The organism is Methylococcus mesophilus (assembly GCF_026247885.1).
GTDB classification, from domain to species: Bacteria; Pseudomonadota; Gammaproteobacteria; order Methylococcales; family Methylococcaceae; genus Methylococcus; species Methylococcus mesophilus.
On record NZ_CP110921.1, the window covers coordinates 3,498,113 to 3,518,505 of the forward strand.

The window sequence follows — 20,393 nt, forward strand, 5'->3', positions numbered from 1 at the left end:
CCGCATGGCGGCTGTGGCGCTATCGAGTACCCGCAAAATCAGCGTCTTCTTGTATTGCTAATTTGAATCATCAATGTCATACGATAAGCACCATCTGCTGAGATTTCTCGGCACGACGCGGCGGGACTGCTCCTCATCTTCGGTGCCGGATTCTACGCATAACCTCTGAGCGGCGCTTCCGGGGAAATGAAAAAGACGGCAGCCCAGGGAGTTTATCCGATACTACTTTGCCGCCAGCAATAGCCGGTTCCTGAGATATTGGAACAGCGTCGGATGATGCCACAGGCGTGAAGGTAAAACGCCAGGCACGGTCCGCAAGTTGTGTGTACGCACGTCTTCCAGCGCCGATTTCATCAGGGGGATGGCCTTGGCGATCTGGTGTATGGGATAGGTGTTGAAATCGTCCCGCTCGTCGACTGCTATGGTGTCTTGATAGAGGACGCCGCCGGTGTCGATACCGGCATCCACCAGGTGCACCGTCACGCCGCAGTTTTCGCGGTCGTTGTTCGCAATCGCCCAATAGCCGCCGTGTACGCCCCGGTAACGCGGGGTAATGCCCATGTGCGTGTTGAGGAAGGGCGTCTCGATCGCGTCGAGAACCTCCCCCGAAATAATTCGCGTGCCGTTGACGACGACGGCGTCGGGGGCTAATTCGCGGAGCAATGCGATCGTCCGGGGCGAGTTGACGGTATCGACCGGGATTGCCAGGTTTTCGGGCAGCGGCGCGTCGTCGAGGCCGTAAGCCGAGATGAGCTCGCAGATTCTCCTGGCGGAAAACCGCGCCAGAAGCTTATTGCAGACGATGAAAAGCAGCTGGCCCAATGTCGCCGTCAGCCCCAGTTTTTCCATTCTCCGCCGTACGAGGCGGGTCAATGCAACGGGCTTTTCGACGATGATGGCGGCAACGTCTGCATGGGTCGCCAGGCCGTGATACATGATGCGGGAATAGCGGCTGTCGGTGCACAGAAATACGATTCTCGCTTTTCTTTCAGGCATTGGTGGATTCCGCTAGTGCGCACAGTTCTCCCATGTTCAGCGAGCGCATTCCGTGATTTTCGCGGAGACGGCCGTAATGGTGGACGATGCGTTCGAGGAACGCCAAGTTCTGTGCCGTGTGCTTCCCGAAATTATGCGGATGCCACCAGAGGTGGAATATGCGCTTGTGGACGGCGGCATCGTCCATCGCTTGGGTGATGCGCTTCAGGCGCAGTCCGTCCAGGCATGAGAGCTTTTTGGAATAAGGACGCAGGAACCGGCTCGATGGGAAATTGTAGGGCCGTGTGGCGGCGGCTGCTTCCATCGCATAGGTGTGGTGTCCAGAAACGTTGAAATAGGCGTCGAGCAGTCTGAGACCCCGCCTCAGCCGATTTTGGCCGGAATCGCCGGTGGCCCGGTGAATCCAGCCCGATTCATTGCCGCGATAGGATTTGATCCCCAACTCATTCAGGGTGGCAAGATAGTCCGGATTCCACTGGTTTCTGGGAAACACCAGGCTCTCGACGGATATCCCTTTGCTCTGCGCTACGGCCTTCGCCCCTGCGATATCGGCCTTGAAGTCGCTCACCGATTGACCGTCCTCCAAGCAATAATAGTGCGAGAAGGTATGGGTGGCGATTTCCTGGCCCTGATGGCCGGCGATGTGCCCTATTAGTTCGGGGGCGAAGTGATAAAGCGGGTCCAGCGTGTCGGCCCCTTCGATGTATCGGTAAGGGCAAAGCTCGTTCCGGCTATACCTGGGCACGGAGGTCGGCAGATTCCGCTTGAGCTGGCCGAGGTTTTCGAAGAACAAAAAGCCCACCGTTGCCCAGGTGGCATGAATCCCGTGGGTTTCGAATACCTTTAGCATTTCCCGGACGGCGGTTTCGACACCGGCCAGATTGTCCCGGTACTGGTCGATATGGAGCTTGTCCCTGACTCCCCAGTACAGCTCGAAGTCGAGGGAGACGGTGAATACGCCGTGGTCCAGTTTCATGAATGGCTCCCTTGGCGTCAGCGGTTCGGGGGTCGGCAGGCGGATGCCAGTATCTCCCGCAACCTGGGGAACTGGCTCTGCAGGGAATAGGCACGCACGACCTTTTCGCGGGCGGCCCTGCCCATGCGCTCGCGCAGTGCGGCATCGTTGGCCAGTGTCGTGATGGCCTCCGTCCATTCGCCGTCGCTGGAGGCGAGAAAGCCGTTGACGCCGTGTTCGACGATCTCGGCGTTCACTCCCACGGGCGATGCGATGACGGGTTTGCCGCAGGCCATGTACTGGATCAGCTTGTAGCCGCATTTCCCGCGCTCCCAGGCGAGATCGGCCAGGGGCATGATGCCGATGTCCAGCGTCTCCAGCAACTCGTATTCTTGCTCCTCGGACCAGGCGAGGCGCTCCGCCCCGGATATCCCGGCATCGGTATCGCCCGCGCCGATGAGGACCAGGCGCAGATCCGGCGTGTCGGCCACCCGCTGCAACGGGGTCCGCACGGGGCGGAGAAACGTGGCGGTCGAGGGCGTGCCGATCCAGCCGATCCGGACCGGTTCGGCAAGGTTCCGCGGCCGACCAATCTTTGGTTCGGGATAGCGGTTGAGGTCGATGACGCTGGGAACGATTTCCACCCGTGTCGCGCCCGCCTGCCGTGCCCGCTCCGCGAGGTAGGGGTTACCTGCGACCACGATCCCGGCATTGCGCATCACCTTGTCGATCTTTTTACCGAGTAAGGCCCGGAACAGCGGATTCCGATGGTGATCGTAGTTGTGGAAAACGGCGTCGTCATAATCGACTACATACGGCACGTCCAGCCGCTTCAGCAGCGTCTCCGCCGTCGCCGGCAGCCAGGGGAACAGTTCCTTTTCGATCCACAGCAGGTGGAAGCGCCGGGCCTTGCCAAGCGCCGACAGGCGCCGGAAATAGGCCGCGGCGATGTGGCTTAGGAGGCGTCCGCGATGTTCGTACAAGGCCACCAGGTAGGCGTTGGACAGGAAGGCGGAAGTTTCGACCTCGATTCCGCCCTCGGCCAGATAGGGGAGGTACTGATAGAAACGCACGCGGCTGCTGGCACCCAGCGTATCGTAGCGGGTGAGGGCGAGAATCCTCATCGGCCGTTTCTCCCAGGCCGGCAGAGCGAGGCGTATAGCCAGCCGAAAGCCTTCCAGGTGTCGGCAAACTCGCCCAGCCTGCCTCGCCCCAGGGCGTAGGCCGAGCGCGCCAGCGGTTCCAGCAGCAGGACGGCGCCCGAGGCCAGAAAGGCTTCAATCCCGGCAAAGTGCTTCCGGACGTACAGCAGTTTGCTGTTCGTGAGGTAGTAGAGGCGGCGTGCGCTGATCTGGCGGGACACGCCGCCGCCCCGGTGGAATATCCTGGCCCCCGCCAGATAGCGGCTGCCCCATCCGGCGCGGCGGGCGCGCAAGGCGAAGTCCAGGTCTTCGTAATAGACGAAGAAGCGTTCGTCGAAACCGCCGAGCTGCTCGAACACGGCGCGCCGCACGAAAAAGAAAGCGCCGATCACCTGGTCGACGTCACGGTCGGTGTCGTGGGGCCACTCGCTGAGGAAATGCGGGCGTATCCAGGCCGGAAACAGGCGGTCCAGCCCGAGCGCCTGGCCGATGAGCCGCCAGGCGGTGGGAAAGCGGGCGCAGCAGCGGGCGATGCGGCCGGCTTCGTCCAAGCACTGGATGCCACAAATACCGGTATCCTTTCCCGCTTCCGACTCCATGAACCCCGGTGGGGTGCTCAGGGCGCCGGGATGGAGCCGGGTATCCGGGTTAAGGAACAGCAGATAGTCGGCGCTTCCTTCGCGCGCGCCGAGATTGCTGGCCCGGCCGAAGCCGAAGTTGGCCGGGTTGCGGATCACGCGCAAGGCATAGGACGGCGATGGCAAGCCGTCCGCCGAACCGTCGGAGGACGCGTTGTCGACGACGGTGACCGCGACAGGGGCGGCTTCGTTCCCGAAATTCTCGATCGACCGCAGGCATTCGCGGAGCTGGGTTCCGGAATTCCAGTTGACGATGACGATGTCGATGCCTTTCATGCTTGTGGCTTCGCGCATGGCAGCGGGATTTTTAGAGTCTGTCTTGAAAAAGAAGATGGAGGATCGTAGGGCGGATAAGCGGCAGCGCATCCGCCAAATTCGGCTCCGCCGCTCTTCGAGTCAGCTTCGCTGCCCTTCGAGTCGGCGCGGAGGTGGATGCGCTACGCTTATCCACCCTACCTGAGCGGAGACTTTTCCTGATTTCAACTGATTGACTTTGCTTGAATAGATTTTTCAAGACAGGTTCTTAGAATTTCGGCCGTTCCCAGCTCAGCGAGAAGTCGTAGTTGTCCCAGGCCAGGTTGGGACTGTAGGCCGGGTCGTTGCGCAGAAAATCGCCCCAACGCTCGCGCATGTAGGCGCATTCCCGCCGGAACCGTTCGATCTTGTCCGGCGCGGTGTCGTTGCCGCGGCTCAAGGATTCGTGATGGTAAAGTTCCGCGGCGGGCGTCCAGACGTTCCGGTAGCCGGCCGCTTTCAGGCGCAGGCAGAGGTCCACGTCGTTGAATGCCACGGCCAGGTCCGGGTCGAAGCCGCCGACGTCCACGAAGCTCGCCTTGCGGATCACCATGCAGGCCGCGGTGACGGCGGAGAACTCCTGCAGCAGCACCGCCCGGTCGCAGTAGCCGGGCAGGCCGCGCGGCAGGAACTTGTGGGCGTGTCCGGCCACCCCGCCGACCAGGATCACGCCAGCATGCTGCAAGCGGTCGTTCGGGTACCACAGGCGCGCGCCCACCGCGCCGATACCGGGCCGGGCCGCGAGGCCGAGCATCTCGCCCAGCCAGTCGGGGGTGATCACCTCGATGTCGTTGTTCAGGAAGGCCAGGTATTGGCCTTGTGCGTGCTCAGCCGCCCGGTTGTTGATGGCCGAAAAATTGAACGGGCTGGGGTCCGGAATCACCCGCACCCCGCGGGCCGCGATCTCGCGGAAATAGTCCAGCGTCTGCGCTTCGTCGCTGCCGTTGTCGATGACCAGGATCTCGTAGTGGTCGTACGCCGTGCGCGCTTCGATGCTTTCGATGCAATTGCGCAGAAGATCGGCCCGGTTCCGGGTGGGGATGATGATGGAGACCAGCGGACGCTCCGGAGCCGGCGGGAAATGCACCGAAAGGCCGCGGGTCGCTTCCCGGCTGCGTTCGATCCTGGCCGGCTCCCCCCGCCGTGCCAGATGGGCCGCGACCGCCTTGCCGTAGATTTCGAGTTCTCCGCCGCAATCCTCTCGGCGGGAATACGGGCGATGGCAGAGGATCGCGGGAATGTGGGCGATGCTTTCGCTGCCATGGTTTTCGTAGATCGTGAATACGACTTCGGGGAGAGAGCAGGGCTCGGAAAGCGCCGAGAACCCCAGCCTTTCCAAACTGGCGGCACTGAAGAAAACCGGCGTCTGGAGATAAAACCGGGCCAGCGAAAGCTCGTAGTTCCAGTCGGGCTTGAATTCGGCGAAACAGCGATGTTTCCCCTTGATCAGATAGTCGTGGTCGCTATAGATCAGCTTGAATTTCGGGTAGCCGTCGATGCACGCCGCGACCCGGCTGATCGCATCGGGGGTCAGTCTGTCTCCCGCCTGCAGAAAACACACGAATTCCGAACCTTCCGGCACGACCTCGTCCGGCCGGAAGGTGAGCGGCGGCAAGGCGGGGTCCATGACGGCGACATGGCTGACGAGCCCCTGGAAATCCTGGGTACGGATCGACTCCAGCGTCACCTCGATGTCTTCCGGAGACGCCGAACCGGTGGACCCGACGATGAACGCGATGTCGAGCGTGTGCAGGTTGGAGGTCTCCACCTTGGACCGTATCTTCGCCTCTCCCCAGGGATGGCGGACCCAGAGGGCGTAAAACACCGTGTAATTCAAGGTGCCCAACAGCAGCATGGCCGGCTTCTTGATGTCGCCGGCCTGCAGCATGCCAAGCGCGCGTTTCAACGCACGTCCAAGAGGTTGCCGGTAGATCGGAATGAACGGAAGGCCGAATACCGACAGAGCGGTGTAGCGCAAGGTTTTCACCACGCGCGAGCGCTTCAGGAATCCTGGCAGCAGGGAATGGCGAGGGATCGTCGGGCTGATCCGGAAACGGACGGTACGCATCGAGGGGTTCGAACGAGGGAAATCGGGCTACTTCGTGACAGCCGGGATGGGCTCTCGCATCAGGCAGCGAAAAAACAGCTTGAGTATATAGCTTTTGGGGCCCTGCCAGGCCATGGCCGAGTTCAGATAGGACAACAGCACCTTGAGTCCGTGGTGAGCGGAGCGTCCGCAGGCCGAGTACCACAAGAGGGCGAAATCGCGATGGAGCCGCCCCACCGGGATGCCGCATCTGCCGGACACCGCGCGTGCCAGCGTTTCCAGCCAGCGGCGGGCTTCGGCCAGTTGGTCCGGGGAACCCTGAAAGGCGAGGGAAAAAAGGTCGATGTGGAGTGTCTTTTGGGCAGCGGCAGGCGCCAATCCGAACGACTCCAGATGCTCGAGCCTGACCTTGTCCCTGGTCGCTATCTGTTCCCCCTTGTTGGTATTGCTGACGTTCTCGGGATGGGATCGGTAACGCACCAGGACCTGGGGCAGGTTGCCGATGTGCGTATGCCGGGCGAGTCTTGCCCAGAGTTCGTAGTCTTCCGCATGCCGATAGCTCTCGCTGTAGCGGAGGCCGTGCCGATTCAGGATCTCCATGCGCACGATCACCGAACTGTGAAGAAACACATTGTCGTCGAGCAGCCCGTACACGATCTCCTCGTGCCGGCACGGCGGCCTGATCGTTTGCCGGACCGACTCGTGAAACAGCTCATAGGCGGTCCCGCACATGCCGATGTCGGGATTCTCGTCCAGGAAAGCGATCTGCTTTTCGAGGCGCTCTGGAAGTGCGATGTCGTCGCAATCCATCCGGGCCACGAACTCCGTCTGCACCAGGTCGAGTCCCCGGTTCAGCGTCTTCACCAGCCCCATATTCTCCGGATTCCGCTCCACCTTCACGCGGGGATCGCCGAAGGACTGCACAATGGCGACACTGGAATCGCTGGACCCGTCGTCGATGACCAGCAGGGTGAAGTCTCGAAATGTTTGGCCGAGGATGCTCTCCATGGCGGCCGCGAGGTACTTCTCGCCGTTATAGACCGGCATGAGGATGGTCACGCGCGGGGCGTGGCCGGGAGGGCTGGAATGATGTGTCATGTCGCGGCGATTGACATGGTAGGTCCACTGTGCACTGTGAAACCAATAGTCAAACAATAGGGTTGGTGTTAGGTGAAGCTAAGGATAACAAGTCGGCAGCCCCGTGTCTCACGCGATCTTGACACGTTTCCAGCACCGGTAGGCCAGCTTGAAGGTGTATGCCGGGTTTCCAAAGAGTCCAAAGGGTTGCCGCAGGAACTGAAGAAATACCCGCAAACCGTGATCGGCAAGCCTGCCGCAGGCTGAATACCACAGTTTGTTGAATTCAAGGAAGGTGTTCACGGGATTCTGGCGGCAACGCCGGACGCCGATACGATAGAGTTTCGCAAGCCAGACGCCTGCCGCCTTCAGCTCCGGTAAATCCCCCTCGAAGCGCATGTCGAACAACTGGCGATGCAATGCGGCATCGCCGGGCTGGGGCTCGAGTCCGAGATTGGTCCGGTGGATATGCCTTATCTTCGCCGCGGCGACCTGCTGCTCTTGCCTGAAGCGGGAACTGGTATTGGCGGGATGAAAGCGGTACCGGACCAGCACGCGGGGCAGGTTGGCGAGACGGCTGTAGCGCGCGAAACGGACCCATAATTCATAATCCTCGGCATAGGCAAATGCCGGATCGTATCTAAGCCGGTAGCGTTCCAACACGCTGCGCCGGAACATGACGGTATTGTGAGCCATCACGTTGTCGAAAATCAGCGCGTAACTGATGTCTTCATGAGTGGTTGGAGGGCGCACTACGATGCTTTCGGTATCCGTAAAGCGCTCGTAGTACCCCCCGCATAAACCGACGTCCGGGTGGGCATCCATGAATGCCAATTGCTCTTCCAGCCGATAAGGTGTCGCAATGTCGTCGGCGTCCATGCGGGCGATGTATTCGGATTGAACGAGCTCCAGTCCTTCATTCAACGTATTGATCAGCCCTCTGTTCGTAGGGTTGACCTTCACGGAAAGCCGAGGGTCCTTGATGGATCGAAGGATCTCCAAACTGGAATCCGTCGAACCATCATCGATCGCGAGCAGTGAGAAATTACGATAGGTCTGCGTCAGCACACTATCGACAGCCTCGCGCAGGTAACGTTCACCGTTATAGACGGGCAACAGAACGGTAACTTGCGGCTTGCATGCTGATGTCGTCACAGTGCGGATATAACAGCCGAATTAGTTGCTCGTGATAGGTGACTTTGACAGGCACCGATAAAGCAATTTTGTTGAGTATAGAGGGTTGCCAAAAAAACCATACGGCTTAATAATGTATATTATGAATATAATTATGCCAGAGGCCGCATTCCGCCCGCAGGCTGAATACCACAACTTGTTGAAGTTGAAAAGTGTGGAAAGCAAGGGCTGCCGACATCGAAACAAAGCGACCGGGAGCAGTCGGGATAGCCAGTCTCCGGCACGTCGTAATTTATCCAGGCTTTCCGGAAAATTCATCGACATCAGCTCCTGATGGATTTCCGTGTCGTCCGACTTTGGCAATAAGCCGAGTTGTGTCCTATGGAACTCGCTAACTCTTCTAGCTATTCGCCGTTGCTCGTCGGCGTGCCGGACGCTCACGCTATCGTTATGGCATCGATAGCGTACCAAGGTTATTGGAAGATTTGCCACTTTACAATGCGGCGTCATACGAACCCATAGATCATAGTCCTGGGCGGCTTTGAGGCTTTCATCGTATTTTAGGTCGAATCGATTTATCAAATCGGTCCTGAATACGACGGTGCTATGGCCAAAGGCGTTGTCAAAGAGAAGCTCATAGAGGATGTCGCCGTGATTCAAAGGTGGCCGCCGTACGGTTTCGTCCCCTCCCTCTGCTTCGAAGGCAGAATAATAACTTCCGCACAGCCCTATATCGGGATGCACCTCCATATACTGGATCTGAATCTCGAGCCGCTTGGGACAGGATATGTCGTCGCAGTCCATTCGTGCGATATATGGTGACTTGACTTGGGATATGGCAATGTTAAGGCTTCTTGCCAGTCCAAGGTTGTGAGGATTTCTGATGACCGTAATTCGATGGTCAGAAAATGATTCTATGATTTCCGCCGTTCTGTCGGTGGAGCCGTCGTCGATGATTAGCAGGGTGAGGTCAGTAAATGTCTGTGCAAGGATGCTGCCGACTGCTGACGAAAGATGTGCTTCGCCATTATAGACGGGCATGATAATAGTTACTGCTGCGGCCGGAGTCATTGAGCTCGTCTTTGCGTCGGTGTCAGGTCAATCGGTGGCAAACGTTCAGTCGGCGTCGTCGGAGCTGATAATTGAGTGGTCTTCCGGATATGCGAAATTGACGAAATCGACTTTAAAGCGATCGTAAATTAGTTTTGCTGTCCTTCGGTTGCAGTTTGCAAGACTATTGATCTCGCCTGAAGTCTGATTTAGATGGCGACGGCGAGGGACTGATTCCTGTGGTATGCCGAGATGCTGAAAGACGGCATTGAAATCGCTATCATAGTTCTCGAATCTGCCGATAAATCTGTAGGGAATCGCATCGTAGTGGATCTGACTGCTTTGAACCCTCCAGTGTGGATTCATTTCGTGGTCCGCTTGCGTTGCTATCAGCTGTATGAAATGTTCAAAATCTTCGGGAAGCGTTCCAAATGTCTTGTAGAATATCTCGGCAACGGGAGATTTTTTGACTACGAATTTGTTGAGGTAACAGGAGAGGAGTCTTGTGTAGGGGTTTCTCACAAAAGTGAAGAAGGTGTAGTTTAACGATTTGAGCCGGGTAAGGGTCTTGTCTGGGTAAAGCGGAGGGACTGCGTTCAGTGGGGAACTTGAGGAGTGAATTATTTTGTAATCAATGATGCCGCCATTGCTCTGGTGGCCGTTTTGCTCCATCTCGATGAGTGCCGATTTTAACGACGAACAGCCTGTTTTTGGGTTGTCGACGTAAACGTATCTGTATTTATGAGAGATGTTCAGCTTATACGAAAAATCATAAAGGCCATCTCTCGCCAGGATTTTTCTTGAGATCGGGCATAGCAGTTTAGTGGCTGCCAAGGATATCATCGACGAATTCATTGCGGCCATAAGAGATTCTGGTTGTATTCCATACGAGAACGCCTGTGTTTCTGGTGAGGTTGTCTTGAGGTGGTTGGGTGGCGGCCAGTGCGTTATATCCAGCTAAATCCGGCGTAGATGGCTCAATTGCCACGGATCGGCCGGAGCTATGTATTCGCGCGTTCCCATCGCCTCCTAATTGCGTAAAATATTTTCTTGGGTTTGGAGAGAAAGCTTGTGACTTCACCATCAGGGTATTTTAGGTCGGAAAGCAGGTCGCCCGCAATTTCATATGCTATTGGTTGGTCTGCCTTGGATAAATGGCTTTTCCACTTGTAAGCCTGGTTCATGGAAATATCGTCCAACAGATGCCTGTGATGTGCATTGATCCGATCTCCGACTTTTGCCGCGGCTTGGTGCCGGTATAAATTCAGCATCGGTGGTTCGTAATCGAGCCCTAAGAATGACATAAGCCGTCGAATCTCATGCTCTGGATCTGCGGCAAGGTCTTCAAATCTCAGCTCGATTCGCCGGTCATCTGGTAGCATGTTTAGCATTCGCCGTGCGATGGAAACGCTCTCTTTCCATTTTGTCATGGCGGTAACGAAGTCATTGGGGCCCTACCACTGTTTTATGATGGAGAGGCTGACGTCACGACCGTCTCTGATTAGATGGACGTATCTGGCGTCGGGGAAGATCTTGTTGAGAGCTTCAATGTGGTCGATATAACGGGGGGTCTTGTCTCCCCATATCGATTTGCCGTGAAACCTCGCATACGCGGAATACACTTCGTCTATCGCGGATTCGATGCTTGAGCATCTATCGAGGTCGAGTTCGTCAATTCGAGGGGTGTAGTCCCATTGTTTGACGTAGGGTTCGGAAAGTATGGCTCTTAAGAGATGTTCTCTTTGTTTTTGTTCGGAGAGCTCGCCGTATTCTGATCTATTCTTGTGGTAGTTGACGAAGAAATGCGACTCGTAGGGGATGGCGATTTTCGAGTGGGAATCCATTATCAAAGAGAGCAATGTTGTTCCCGATCGATTCATCCCGATGATAAATAATGGATGGTGTTTGGACGTTGGAGGCGTTCTTTTGTCCTGATGTGACATTGCGATAAGGCCGTCGTGTGAGGTGCGTATGCTATGTCTTTCTGCTGGCGTAGTTATGGATATATAATGCAGAATGTCAAAGAAATTAAAGAAGCTCGGTTGTCCGCTGCCTACATCGCGGATGTCAGGATGCGGCAAGAATTTGTAATTCCATGGGAGCGTAGCATCCTAGTTTGTCTCCTCTGCGCCGGCTGATATTTTGAATCAGGCGATCGTCCGTGCTCGCCGCAAATAGATCGACCGTGCAAATATTCTCGTACGAAAAAATTTCTTCCGCTGAGCCCCATAAATCGAGCTGAACGAAATAGGTGCCTGGTGTTAAATGGTGGTCGGCAATGCCAAGTCCGAAGTTATGTTGTCCAGATTCGATATCATCCAGATTTGTTTTGCATGTCAAAACCCGAGCCCCAATAGTATTGATGAAGCCGATGGTGAACACAGGCCGGGAGATGCGCCGTTCGGTGGCGAACCCAAGACGGAAATTTAACGGTTTGTTGAAGCCAGGGTCGGTTTCCTCTCGCAGCCAGCGGAAATGTACGTCAGAAAGCCAATCGACTCTCGGTTTCAACGGTCGAACGCTGTCTTCCGCGGCATCTACGCTTAAATACCTGGTGACGGCGTCGCCGGTGGCCGAATCGCAAACGATTTTGCCATGATCCAAAACCAGCGCCCGCTGCGTCAACTGCATGATTGAGTTCATATTATGGCTGACGAAGAGCAACGTTCGCCCTTGCTGGCCGATTTCGTGCATTTTCCCGATGGACTTTTTCTGGAATCGGGCGTCGCCGACGGCGAGGACTTCGTCAACGATCAAAATTTCGGGATCGATATGGGCCGCGACGGCAAAACCAAGGCGGACATACATGCCGGACGAGTAATGCTTGACCGGGGTATCGAGGAACTGTTGGACCTCGGCGAAGTCGACGATTTCGTCGAACTTTCTGCTGATTTCGGCCTTCGACATGCCCAGCATGGCGCCATTGAAGTAGATGTTTTCCCGCCCTGTCAATTCGGGGTGGAAACCGGTGCCCACCTCGAGCAGGCTGGCGATGCGTCCCCGGATTTTGATCCGTCCCGTGGAAGGTTCAAGCGTGCGGGAGAGGATTTTAAGGAGGGTCGATTTGCCTGCGCCGTTCCGGCCCAGGAGTCCGATTCTCTCGCCTGGGCGGATTTGAAAAGAAATGTCCTTCAGTGCCCAGAACTCTTCCGTCTGGTCGGTCTTATGCCGACGGAGGAGGGACCGGCCGAGGTGAGACAACGAGCCGGCCAGGGCGTCCCGTAGACTGTCGTTGGGGCGGTTGCGCTGATGGTGGAGGATGAAAGACTTGCCGACGGATTCGGCTTGAATGGCGTAAGACATGTTCAGAGCAATTCGGCGAAACGCTTTTCGATGCTGCGGAAATAGGCGATGCCGCTGGCCGTGGCGAGGGTGGCCATGCCCAGCGATATTGCAAGCTCCTGGAGGGGTGGCGTCGGCGAATTGGCAAAGACCGACCAGCGCAGTCCCTCGATGATCCCGGTGAAAGGGTTGAGCGCGTACCACACGCGCCAGCGCTCGGGAATGATCGCCGCGCTGTAGGCGATGGGCGATATATAGAGGCCCATCTGCAAGGCGAACGGCACGACCTGGCGGAAATCGCGGAAGCGTACACTCAATGCGGAAACCCAGACGGCGCAGCCGAAAGTCAGCAGCAGGGCCAGCAGAAGGATGAGCGGGAGGAAAAGCATGTTTAGGGTCACGGCGACCTGCTGCCAAGCCAGCAACACGGCCAGCATGGCCAGTCCGACGGCGAGTTCGACCAAGTTGACGATGACCCCGCTGATCGGAATGATGATGCGCGGAAAATAGACCTTGGTGATGATGTTCTCCTTGTTTGCAAGGCCAAGGCTGGCTTCGTTGACCGCACTCGCGAAAAACTGCCAGGGAATCATCCCAACCAATACCAGGGCGGCGTAGGGCGCTCCTTCGGAGGGAAGGCGGGCGAGCCGTCCGAAAATCAGTGTGAACACGATGATGGTGAACAAAGGCCGGACCAGCGCCCAGGCCAGACCGATCGCCGTCTGTTTGTACCTGACCAGGATGTCGCGCCAGGCCAGGAAGTAAAATAGTTCGCGGTACCGCCAAAGGTCGCGCCAGTAGTGGCGCTCGCTCTTGCCGGCTTCAATGACGATCTCGGGAAGTGACGACACAGGGGAAATGCGTTGTGGTTTGGGATCGAGCGGCCCGCGCCTGGCTCTTGGCACCGCCGCCATGGGGATAACGGGATGATCGACGCAAGCAGTTGTTCAGGCGGGCGAAACTAACAGTTTGCCATGGCGAAGTCAAAGTACACCCGTGTGCCGGCGTATGCCGCTCGTACCATCCAGCTCTGCGGTCGCAGCGGCTTCCTCAAAATCAGGATATTGCCTTCATGCTTTACCACCCCGTACCAAAAAGAATCGTTCGTCGTCCGAGACCTGCCGGCGCAGGCAGTGGGAGCGGCTCCGCCGCGGGTATCGCGGCGGAGCCGCTCCTACGGGCTAAGCCGCTGGACGCTCCGCCCCTGCTCGCCCGCCTCTACGAAAGCCGTTCGATTTTCGCGCCGGAAGACTTGGGGCGCTCGCTGAACGAACTCCCGCCGCCTTCGTTGCTGAAAGGCATGGATGCGGTGACGGCGGAGCTCGAGGCGGCGATCCGCGGGCAGAAGTCGATCATGATCGTGGCCGATTTCGATGCGGACGGTGCGACGAGCTGCGCGGTGGCGATGCGGGGCTTGCGGGCGCTGGGCGCCGAGCGGGTGTCCTTCATTGTACCCAACCGCTTCACTTGCGGTTACGGCCTCACGCCGGAGCTGGTCGAACTGATATTTCGGGGCAGCGCCAAGCCCCCAGATGTGCTTCTCACCGTGGATACCGGCATCGCCTGCCATGCCGGCGTTGCGGCGGCCAAGGCGCGGGGAATGAAGGTGCTGGTCACCGATCACCACTTGCCCGGGGAGTCATTGCCGGCGGCGGATGCGATCGTCAACCCCAATCTGCCCGGCGACGAATTTCCCGGGAAGGCGCTGGCAGGCGTCGGCGTCATTTTCTATGTGCTTTCGGGGCTGCGTAGCCGTCTGCGCGAGAGCGGCTGGTTCGATGGCGTTCGACAGCCGCCGAACTTGGCGGAATTGCTGGACCTGGTGGCACTGGGAACCGTCGCGGACGTGGTTCCCCTGGACCGGGTCAACCGCATTCTGGTGCATCAGGGATTGCAGCGGATTCGCGCAGGCCGGGCCTGCTCCGGCATTCGGGCGCTGCTGGAGGTGGCCGACAGGAATCGCGGCGGCGCCGCTCCCACAGCGGGCACGATCGGATTCACGCTGGGACCTCGGCTGAACGCGGCCGGCAGGCTCGACGACATGAGCCTGGGCATCGCCTGCCTGCTGGCGGGCGACATGACCGCCGCGAAGGAGCTTGCGGAGCTGCTGGATGAGATGAACCGCGAGAGGAAGACGATCGAGGCCCAGATGCAGGCCGAGGCCTGGGCGATGTTGCAGATCGCGGCAGAGCCGCTCCCACAGCCATCCGACCGTTGGAGCGGCTCTGCCGCGATCATGTTCGATCCCGCTTGGCATCAGGGGGTGATCGGCATTCTGGCGTCGCGGATCAAGGACCGGCTGCATCGGCCGGTGATCGCGTTCGCGCGGGGTGAGGATGGGTTGCTCAAGGGATCGGCGCGGTCGATCGCCGGGGTGCACGTGCGTGACGTCCTGTGCGCCGTCTCGGCCCGCCATCCCGGCATCATCGTCCGCTTCGGCGGCCACGCGATGGCGGCCGGCCTTACCCTGGAGGAGAGCCGTCTGGCGGCGTTCACGGAGGCGTTCGAGGCGGAAGTGGCGGGTTTGCTCGAAGGGGTGGACCTGGAGCATGCGGTGGTGACGGATGGGGAGCTGCCGCCGGACGACTTCCATCTGGACACGGCGCGCTGCCTGCGCGATGCCGGCCCCTGGGGCCAGGGGTTCCCGGAGCCCTTGTTCGACGGGGAGTTCGACGTGCTGGGCATGCGGATCGTCGGTGAGAAGCATCTCCGGCTGACGCTCAAGGTGCCGGGTGCGGCGCGCCAAGTGGAAGGGATTGCATTCTTCGTCGCCGATCCGCCGGAATGGCTGGGGTGCCGGCGGCTGCGCGCGGCCTACCGGCTGGACGTCAACGAGTTCCGGGGCGTTTCCAGCCTTCAGCTCGGCATCGAGTACATGGAGCCGGTGTCCTAGCCGTCATGCGGCGTGCTGCCAGTCGAATGTCATTGTTTGGTCACCCTCACCCTCACCCTGCCCAGGAACCTATCGGGATCGTAGGGCGGATAAGCGTAGCGCATCCGCCAAATTCGGCTCCACCGCTCTACGAGTCAGCTCGAGTCGGCGCGGAGGTGGATGCGCTTCGCTTATCCAACCTACCGGCAGGTTCCGGGGAACAATCAGGTGCGAATATCGCACTTGCTTACCCGTTAACATCGCCTGAACGGACTGCGATCGGGCAGACGTTGTCCACCGCCGGGATTCCAGCCCGCCCTGAGGCTCTGCCAAGTGAACCGCTGGGCCCACTCGACGGCGGAATCCACCGCGTATCCCAGGGCGAGGTACCCGGCCACGGAGGCGGCGAGGGTGCAGCCGGAGCCATGATAGCTGTGCGGCAGCCTGGGCCACCGGTAGTCCCGCTTCCCGGTCGATGAATACAGCCGGTTGACGACGTCGTCCGTGGGAGCATGGGTGCCGGTGATGAGGACATTCGGGCAGCCCAGGCGGCGGAGCCGCTCCGCATTTTCCGCTTCGGTCGCGCCGCCGCCGAGCCGGGAAGCTTCCGGCACGTTGGGCGTCACGAGGACTGCGCGCGGCAGGAGTTCGGTGCGCACCGCTTCGATCAGTTCTTCCGAGGCCAGATCGGTGCCTCCGCCGGCGGCGAGGACGGGATCGAGTACCACCGGGACTACGCCGCTGAGTTCGTCCAACAGGGTTGCCACGCAGCGGGCGATTCCCGCGCTGCCGAGCAGGCCGATTTTCACTGCGGCGACCGGCAGGTCGCGGATCAGGGCGCGCCCTTGCGCCAGAAAGGCGTCAGGGGACTGGGGCTGCACGGCGTGTACGTTCGAGGTGTCCTGCACCGTCAGCGCGGTGATCACCGTACAGGCCCGGCAGCCGGTTGCGCCGATCGCTTCGATGTCGGCCTGAATGCCCGCCCCGCCTGTCGGGTCATGGCCCGACAGGCTGAGGACGATGGATGGCAGCGGTCTGTGGGTTGTCATCAAAGTCTGAATGGGATCAAATGTCGCTCTGGTGCGACAGGCGCGGCGGGAGTCCCGGTCTGCCTGTCGGGGGGCGACGGCGTATGCCGGGATGTCCGGTTTTTGCATCCATGGTCTACCTTTCCTGGATTTGCTGTCTACTCTTAACCGTAACGAGGCACATCCGATAGCGATTTCGGAGTGCATGGCGATCGATCGGCTCTTCGGCTCGGGAGTGACAGCTCGAATGAAATGGTGTGCAACTAACAGCGTGGCTTCTTCGACCTCCGCTCCGGCACAGTTCGCGAAAATCGCCGAGAAGTTCTGCCGGCTGGTGGACGGATTCGCCCGTTACGAGCCACTGGACTGGCTCGCGCTCATCGCCCGCGAGCTGGTACCGCTGGAGGCGGCAGTGAAGGGATTGACCGGCAGGGCGGGCGTCGGCGAATACTCCATGCTGGCGGACATAGAGCGGCGGCACCACATGTACGTGGAACTCAAGACGTTTCTCGGCAACATGGACGACTACTGGACCGAGGCCGATCTCGAAGTCGGGGACGGTGTCATGACGGGCAGCCTGTCGGACAATGTCACGGAAATCTATTTCGCATTGAAGCGGGGGCTGGCCCACTGGAACAAAGGGCCGGGCGACGCCGGCGCCGCGGTGGGCGAATGGCTCTCCGGTTTCGAGGCCAACTGGGGCTACCATCTGGCCAACCTGCGGTCCCAGCTCAAGCACAAAGCCACCCTGCACTGACTCTTCTTAGGGCGCCGGGATCGGCCCGCTTCGCCTTCTTGCGGTAAAATCCTCCGATATCGTAACTGGCGGACATATTGGAGGGCGCGGGGTGCTGGATATCATCAAGGGCGGCGGGCTGCTGATCTGGCCGATTCTGATTTGCTCCGTCGTCGCTCTGGCCATCATCCTCGAGCGCCTGTGGGCTCTGCGCACCAGCCGCATCCTGCCGGCCGAATTGGCATCGACGGTCTGGACACTGTGGCGGAACAATCAGCTCGATGCCGGCAGCATCCGCCAGCTCGCGCTGAATTCGCCGCTGGGTACGGTATTGGCGGCGGGGCTGGCCAACCACAAGCACGGACGCGAGGTGATGCAGGGCTGCATCGAGCAGGCCGGGCGTCAGGTCGTCCACGCCATGGAGCGCTACCTCAACACCCTGGGCACCATCGCCTCGATTTCTCCTTATCTCGGTCTCCTCGGCAGCGTGCTGGGCATGATGAAGGTGTTTGCCGGCTTTTCGGCGGCGCACGGCGCCGGAAACCCGGCCGTGCTGGCGGGCGGCCTGTCCGAGATCCTCATCACCACCGCCGCGGGGCTGGCCGTGGCCATTCCCAGCCTGATGTTCTACCGCTATTTCCAGGGGCGGGTGAACGAGCTGTCCATGCGTCTGGAAGAGGAAGCCGTCCGCCTGATCGCGGTCCTGCACGGCGAGCGCGAAGAGTGAGTTCGCCATGAATTTCCGCCCGCAGAACCGGGACGAGCCGGAATTGAACCTGATTCCGATGATCGACGTACTGATCGTCCTGATGATCTTCCTGGTGCTCACCACTACCTTCAGCCGGGAAACCGGGCTCGAACTGCAGTTGCCCAAGGCGCAAAGCTCGATTCCAGAAGAGGCTCCCAAGGGAGTGGATGTCGCTGTCGATGCCGAGGGGCGGTTTTCTGTGAACGGCACGCCCCTCCCGCCCGACAGCAATGTCGAAACCTTGAAGGAGGCGATGAAGGCCGCGGCCGGCGGACAGCAAGACCCGCTGGTGGTCGTCCGCGCCGACAGGACGACGCAGCACCAGCACGTCATCACGGTTCTGGATGCCGCCGGCCAACTGGGCTTCGGCCATATCGGCTTCGCCGCCGAGGCCGTGTCCGAGAGCAAGCCTTGAGCCGGTCCAAGCGGGGGATCGCCGCCTGGCTGGAGCGACAGTGGTATGCCGAGGTGCAGCCGCCTTGGGGCTTGCGCGCGCTGAGCCGCGGGTTCGGCGCCGCCGTCGCGCTCCGTCGCGGGTATTACCGTTCGAATGCACAATCCGCTGTCGGCGTGCCCGTCATCGTCGTCGGCAATCTCAGCGTAGGCGGCACCGGCAAGACGCCGCTGGTGATCGCCCTGGTGGCACTGCTGCGGGAGCACGGATGGTCGCCCGGCGTGATCAGCCGCGGCTATGGCAGCTCCGCCCGGATGCCGCGTGAAGTGCACTGCGACAGCGATCCTGCCGAGGTCGGCGACGAGCCCTTGCTGATCCGGCAGCGCGCCGGTTGTCCGGTGTTCGTTTCGCCGAAGCGCCAGGAGGCCGCCCGTGCCGTGATCGAAGCCGGCGCGGACGTCGTCGTTTCCGACGACGGCCTACAGCACTACGCGCTGCCGCGGGACGTCGAGATCGCCGTAGTCGACGGCGTACGCCGGTATGGCAACGGCAGGCTGCTGCCGGCGGGGCCGTTGCGGGAGCCGGTCGAGCGGCTGGCAAGCGTGGATTTCGTGGTCTGCAACGGCGGCGAGCCGGCGCCCGGTGAATCCTCCATGACGCTGGAAGGCGCGACGGCGGTGCGTCTCGCGGACGGCGAACGGCGTCCCTTGGCCGCCTTCGCGGGACAGAAGACCGTCGCCATGGCGGGTATAGGCAATCCGGAGCGTTTTTTTTCCCACTTGGCCGCCGCGGGCCTGAACTTCGAGCCCGTGGCATTGCCTGACCATCATGCCTACTCCCCCGACGATTTCCGGTCCGTTCCGGAAGACACGCCGGTCCTGATGACCGAGAAGGACGCCGTGAAGTGCCGCCGGCTGGACGATCCCCGAATCTGGTACATTCCCGTCTCCGCCCGGCTCGATCCGGCCTTCGCGCCCCGATTACTGAACATCCTTGAGAGGATTCGACATGGACAAACAACTGCTTGAAATCCTGGTCTGCCCAGTGTGCAAGGGCGAGCTGATCTACCTCCGCGAGCAGCAGGAACTGGTCTGCCTGGCGGACAAGCTGGCCTATCCCATCCGCGACGACATTCCGGTGATGCTGGAGAGCGAGGCGAGGAAGCTCAGCCTCGACGAATACGACGCGCTCCACAAGCGGCGGACGGCGCCGGCGGCCTGATGCCGGCGGATTTCACCATCGTCATCCCGGCGCGCTACGGTTCGACCCGGCTGCCCGGCAAGCCTCTGCTCGAAATCGGCGGCAAGCCGATGATCGCGCACGTTTGCGAGCGGGCCCTCGAAGCCGGCGCGGCGGAGGTCGTGGTGGCGACCGACGACACGCGCATCGCCGAGGCGGTTGACGGCCTGCCGGTTACCGCGATGCTGACCCGCCCCGAGCATGCCAGCGGCACCGAGCGGCTGGCCGAGGTGGCAGAGCGCCGGGCCTGGGGCGACGACACCATCGTGGTCAACCTGCAGGGCGACGAGCCCTTCATGGACGCCGCCCTGCTGCGCGCCCTGGCCGCGGCGCTGGGGCGGCGCGCGGACTGCCCGGTAGCGACCCTGGCCGCGCCGATCCACCGGCCCGAAGAAATCTTCGATCCCAACGTGGTCAAGGTGGTCACCGACGGGGAGAGCCGGGCGCTGTATTTCAGCCGGGCCGCCGTGCCCTGGGACCGCGAATCCTTCGCCGAAGGGAGGGCGGCGCCGATGCCGGGGCAGGGCATGCCTTATCGCCGCCATATCGGGGTCTACGCCTACACCGCGGCCTATCTGCGCCGCTACGTCGATCTGGCGCCATCGCCGCTGGAGCACATCGAGCGGCTCGAGCAGTTGCGCATCCTCTGGCACGGCGACCGCATCCTGGTGGTGCCGGTGGAGGGCGCGCCCGCACCGGGCGTAGACACCGCCGCCGATCTCGAGCGGGCCGAGCGCCATCTGGCCGGCCGGACGCCGTAG

The 20,393-nt window shown here is 60.4% G+C and carries 19 protein-coding genes and 1 pseudogene; 7 read left to right on the forward strand and 13 right to left on the reverse strand.

Annotated elements, in window-relative coordinates; all coding sequences use genetic code 11:
* Window positions 1-222 precede the first annotated feature (222 nt).
* The 12 genes and pseudogenes from OOT43_RS16545 to OOT43_RS16600 all read right to left on the reverse strand — a co-directional run bounded on the left by OOT43_RS16545 (window position 223) and on the right by OOT43_RS16600 (window position 13,466).
* Window positions 223-996 carry a formyl transferase gene (locus OOT43_RS16545; protein WP_266021747.1) on the reverse strand — a complete coding sequence of 258 codons (774 nt, stop codon included), beginning with the start codon at window positions 994-996 and terminating at the stop codon, window positions 223-225.
* Entirely contained in the window at window positions 989-1,972 is a 984-nt protein-coding gene (locus OOT43_RS16550) for a polysaccharide deacetylase family protein (protein ID WP_266021748.1), read from the reverse strand. Before OOT43_RS16550 ends, OOT43_RS16545 begins: the two co-directional genes overlap by 8 nt.
* Before the next feature lie 17 nt (window positions 1,973-1,989).
* Window positions 1,990-3,075 carry a glycosyltransferase family 4 protein gene (locus tag OOT43_RS16555; RefSeq protein WP_266021749.1) on the reverse strand — a complete coding sequence of 362 codons (1,086 nt, stop codon included), beginning with the start codon at window positions 3,073-3,075 and terminating at the stop codon, window positions 1,990-1,992.
* Window positions 3,072-4,007 (reverse strand): glycosyltransferase family 2 protein, encoded by a 936-nt coding sequence (locus OOT43_RS16560; protein ID WP_266021750.1) that lies wholly within the window; start codon window positions 4,005-4,007, stop codon window positions 3,072-3,074. The genes OOT43_RS16555 and OOT43_RS16560 overlap by 4 nt, the downstream gene beginning before the upstream one ends.
* Window positions 4,008-4,254: 247 nt before the next feature.
* Window positions 4,255-6,093, reverse strand: a complete 1,839-nt coding sequence (locus OOT43_RS16565) for a glycosyltransferase family 2 protein (RefSeq protein ID WP_266021751.1) — start codon at window positions 6,091-6,093, stop codon at window positions 4,255-4,257.
* A gap of 27 nt (window positions 6,094-6,120) precedes the next feature.
* A complete protein-coding gene (locus OOT43_RS16570; RefSeq protein ID WP_266021753.1) occupies window positions 6,121-7,170 on the reverse strand; it encodes a glycosyltransferase family 2 protein in 1,050 nt (349 codons plus the stop codon).
* A 108-nt stretch (window positions 7,171-7,278) separates the two neighbouring features.
* Entirely contained in the window at window positions 7,279-8,304 is a 1,026-nt protein-coding gene (locus OOT43_RS16575) for a glycosyltransferase family 2 protein (protein ID WP_266021755.1), read from the reverse strand.
* A 21-nt stretch (window positions 8,305-8,325) separates the two neighbouring features.
* Window positions 8,326-9,354 carry a glycosyltransferase family 2 protein gene (locus tag OOT43_RS16580; protein WP_266021756.1) on the reverse strand — a complete coding sequence of 343 codons (1,029 nt, stop codon included), beginning with the start codon at window positions 9,352-9,354 and terminating at the stop codon, window positions 8,326-8,328.
* Between the two features lie 45 nt (window positions 9,355-9,399).
* Window positions 9,400-10,197, reverse strand: coding sequence for a sulfotransferase family protein (locus OOT43_RS16585; protein WP_266021757.1), 798 nt, complete (start codon window positions 10,195-10,197; stop codon window positions 9,400-9,402).
* A 137-nt stretch (window positions 10,198-10,334) separates the two neighbouring features.
* Window positions 10,335-11,276, reverse strand: a pseudogene (locus OOT43_RS16590) (sulfotransferase family protein).
* 124 nt (window positions 11,277-11,400) lie between these two features.
* On the reverse strand, window positions 11,401-12,636 hold the full coding sequence (locus OOT43_RS16595) for an ABC transporter ATP-binding protein (protein WP_266021759.1): 1,236 nt from the start codon (window positions 12,634-12,636) through the stop codon (window positions 11,401-11,403).
* A gap of 2 nt (window positions 12,637-12,638) precedes the next feature.
* Window positions 12,639-13,466 carry an ABC transporter permease gene (locus OOT43_RS16600; RefSeq protein ID WP_266021761.1) on the reverse strand — a complete coding sequence of 276 codons (828 nt, stop codon included), beginning with the start codon at window positions 13,464-13,466 and terminating at the stop codon, window positions 12,639-12,641.
* Between the two features lie 221 nt (window positions 13,467-13,687).
* On the opposite strand from OOT43_RS16600, the gene recJ reads away from it, so the two are divergent.
* Entirely contained in the window at window positions 13,688-15,508 is a 1,821-nt protein-coding gene (recJ, locus tag OOT43_RS16605) for a single-stranded-DNA-specific exonuclease RecJ (RefSeq protein ID WP_266021762.1), read from the forward strand.
* 233 nt (window positions 15,509-15,741) lie between these two features.
* Here the strand turns inward: recJ and thiD are convergent, their stop codons facing one another.
* Entirely contained in the window at window positions 15,742-16,536 is a 795-nt protein-coding gene (gene thiD, locus OOT43_RS16610) for a bifunctional hydroxymethylpyrimidine kinase/phosphomethylpyrimidine kinase (protein WP_266021763.1), read from the reverse strand.
* Between the two features lie 226 nt (window positions 16,537-16,762).
* Here thiD and OOT43_RS16615 point away from each other — a divergent pair, with 226 nt between their 5' ends.
* From OOT43_RS16615 to kdsB, 6 genes are all read left to right on the forward strand, one after another.
* Window positions 16,763-17,272, forward strand: coding sequence for a DUF5063 domain-containing protein (locus OOT43_RS16615; RefSeq protein ID WP_266021764.1), 510 nt, complete (start codon window positions 16,763-16,765; stop codon window positions 17,270-17,272).
* A gap of 91 nt (window positions 17,273-17,363) precedes the next feature.
* On the forward strand, window positions 17,364-17,978 hold the full coding sequence (locus OOT43_RS16620; protein ID WP_266021765.1) for a MotA/TolQ/ExbB proton channel family protein: 615 nt from the start codon (window positions 17,364-17,366) through the stop codon (window positions 17,976-17,978).
* Between the two features lie 7 nt (window positions 17,979-17,985).
* Window positions 17,986-18,414: an ExbD/TolR family protein gene (locus OOT43_RS16625; RefSeq protein WP_266021766.1), complete on the forward strand. Its 429-nt coding sequence runs from the start codon at window positions 17,986-17,988 to the stop codon at window positions 18,412-18,414.
* Entirely contained in the window at window positions 18,411-19,421 is a 1,011-nt protein-coding gene (lpxK, locus tag OOT43_RS16630; protein ID WP_266021767.1) for a tetraacyldisaccharide 4'-kinase, read from the forward strand. Before OOT43_RS16625 ends, lpxK begins: the two co-directional genes overlap by 4 nt.
* On the forward strand, window positions 19,402-19,614 hold the full coding sequence (locus OOT43_RS16635) for a Trm112 family protein (protein WP_266021768.1): 213 nt from the start codon (window positions 19,402-19,404) through the stop codon (window positions 19,612-19,614). The genes lpxK and OOT43_RS16635 overlap by 20 nt, the downstream gene beginning before the upstream one ends.
* A complete protein-coding gene (kdsB, locus tag OOT43_RS16640; protein ID WP_266021769.1) occupies window positions 19,614-20,393 on the forward strand; it encodes a 3-deoxy-manno-octulosonate cytidylyltransferase in 780 nt (259 codons plus the stop codon). Before OOT43_RS16635 ends, kdsB begins: the two co-directional genes overlap by 1 nt.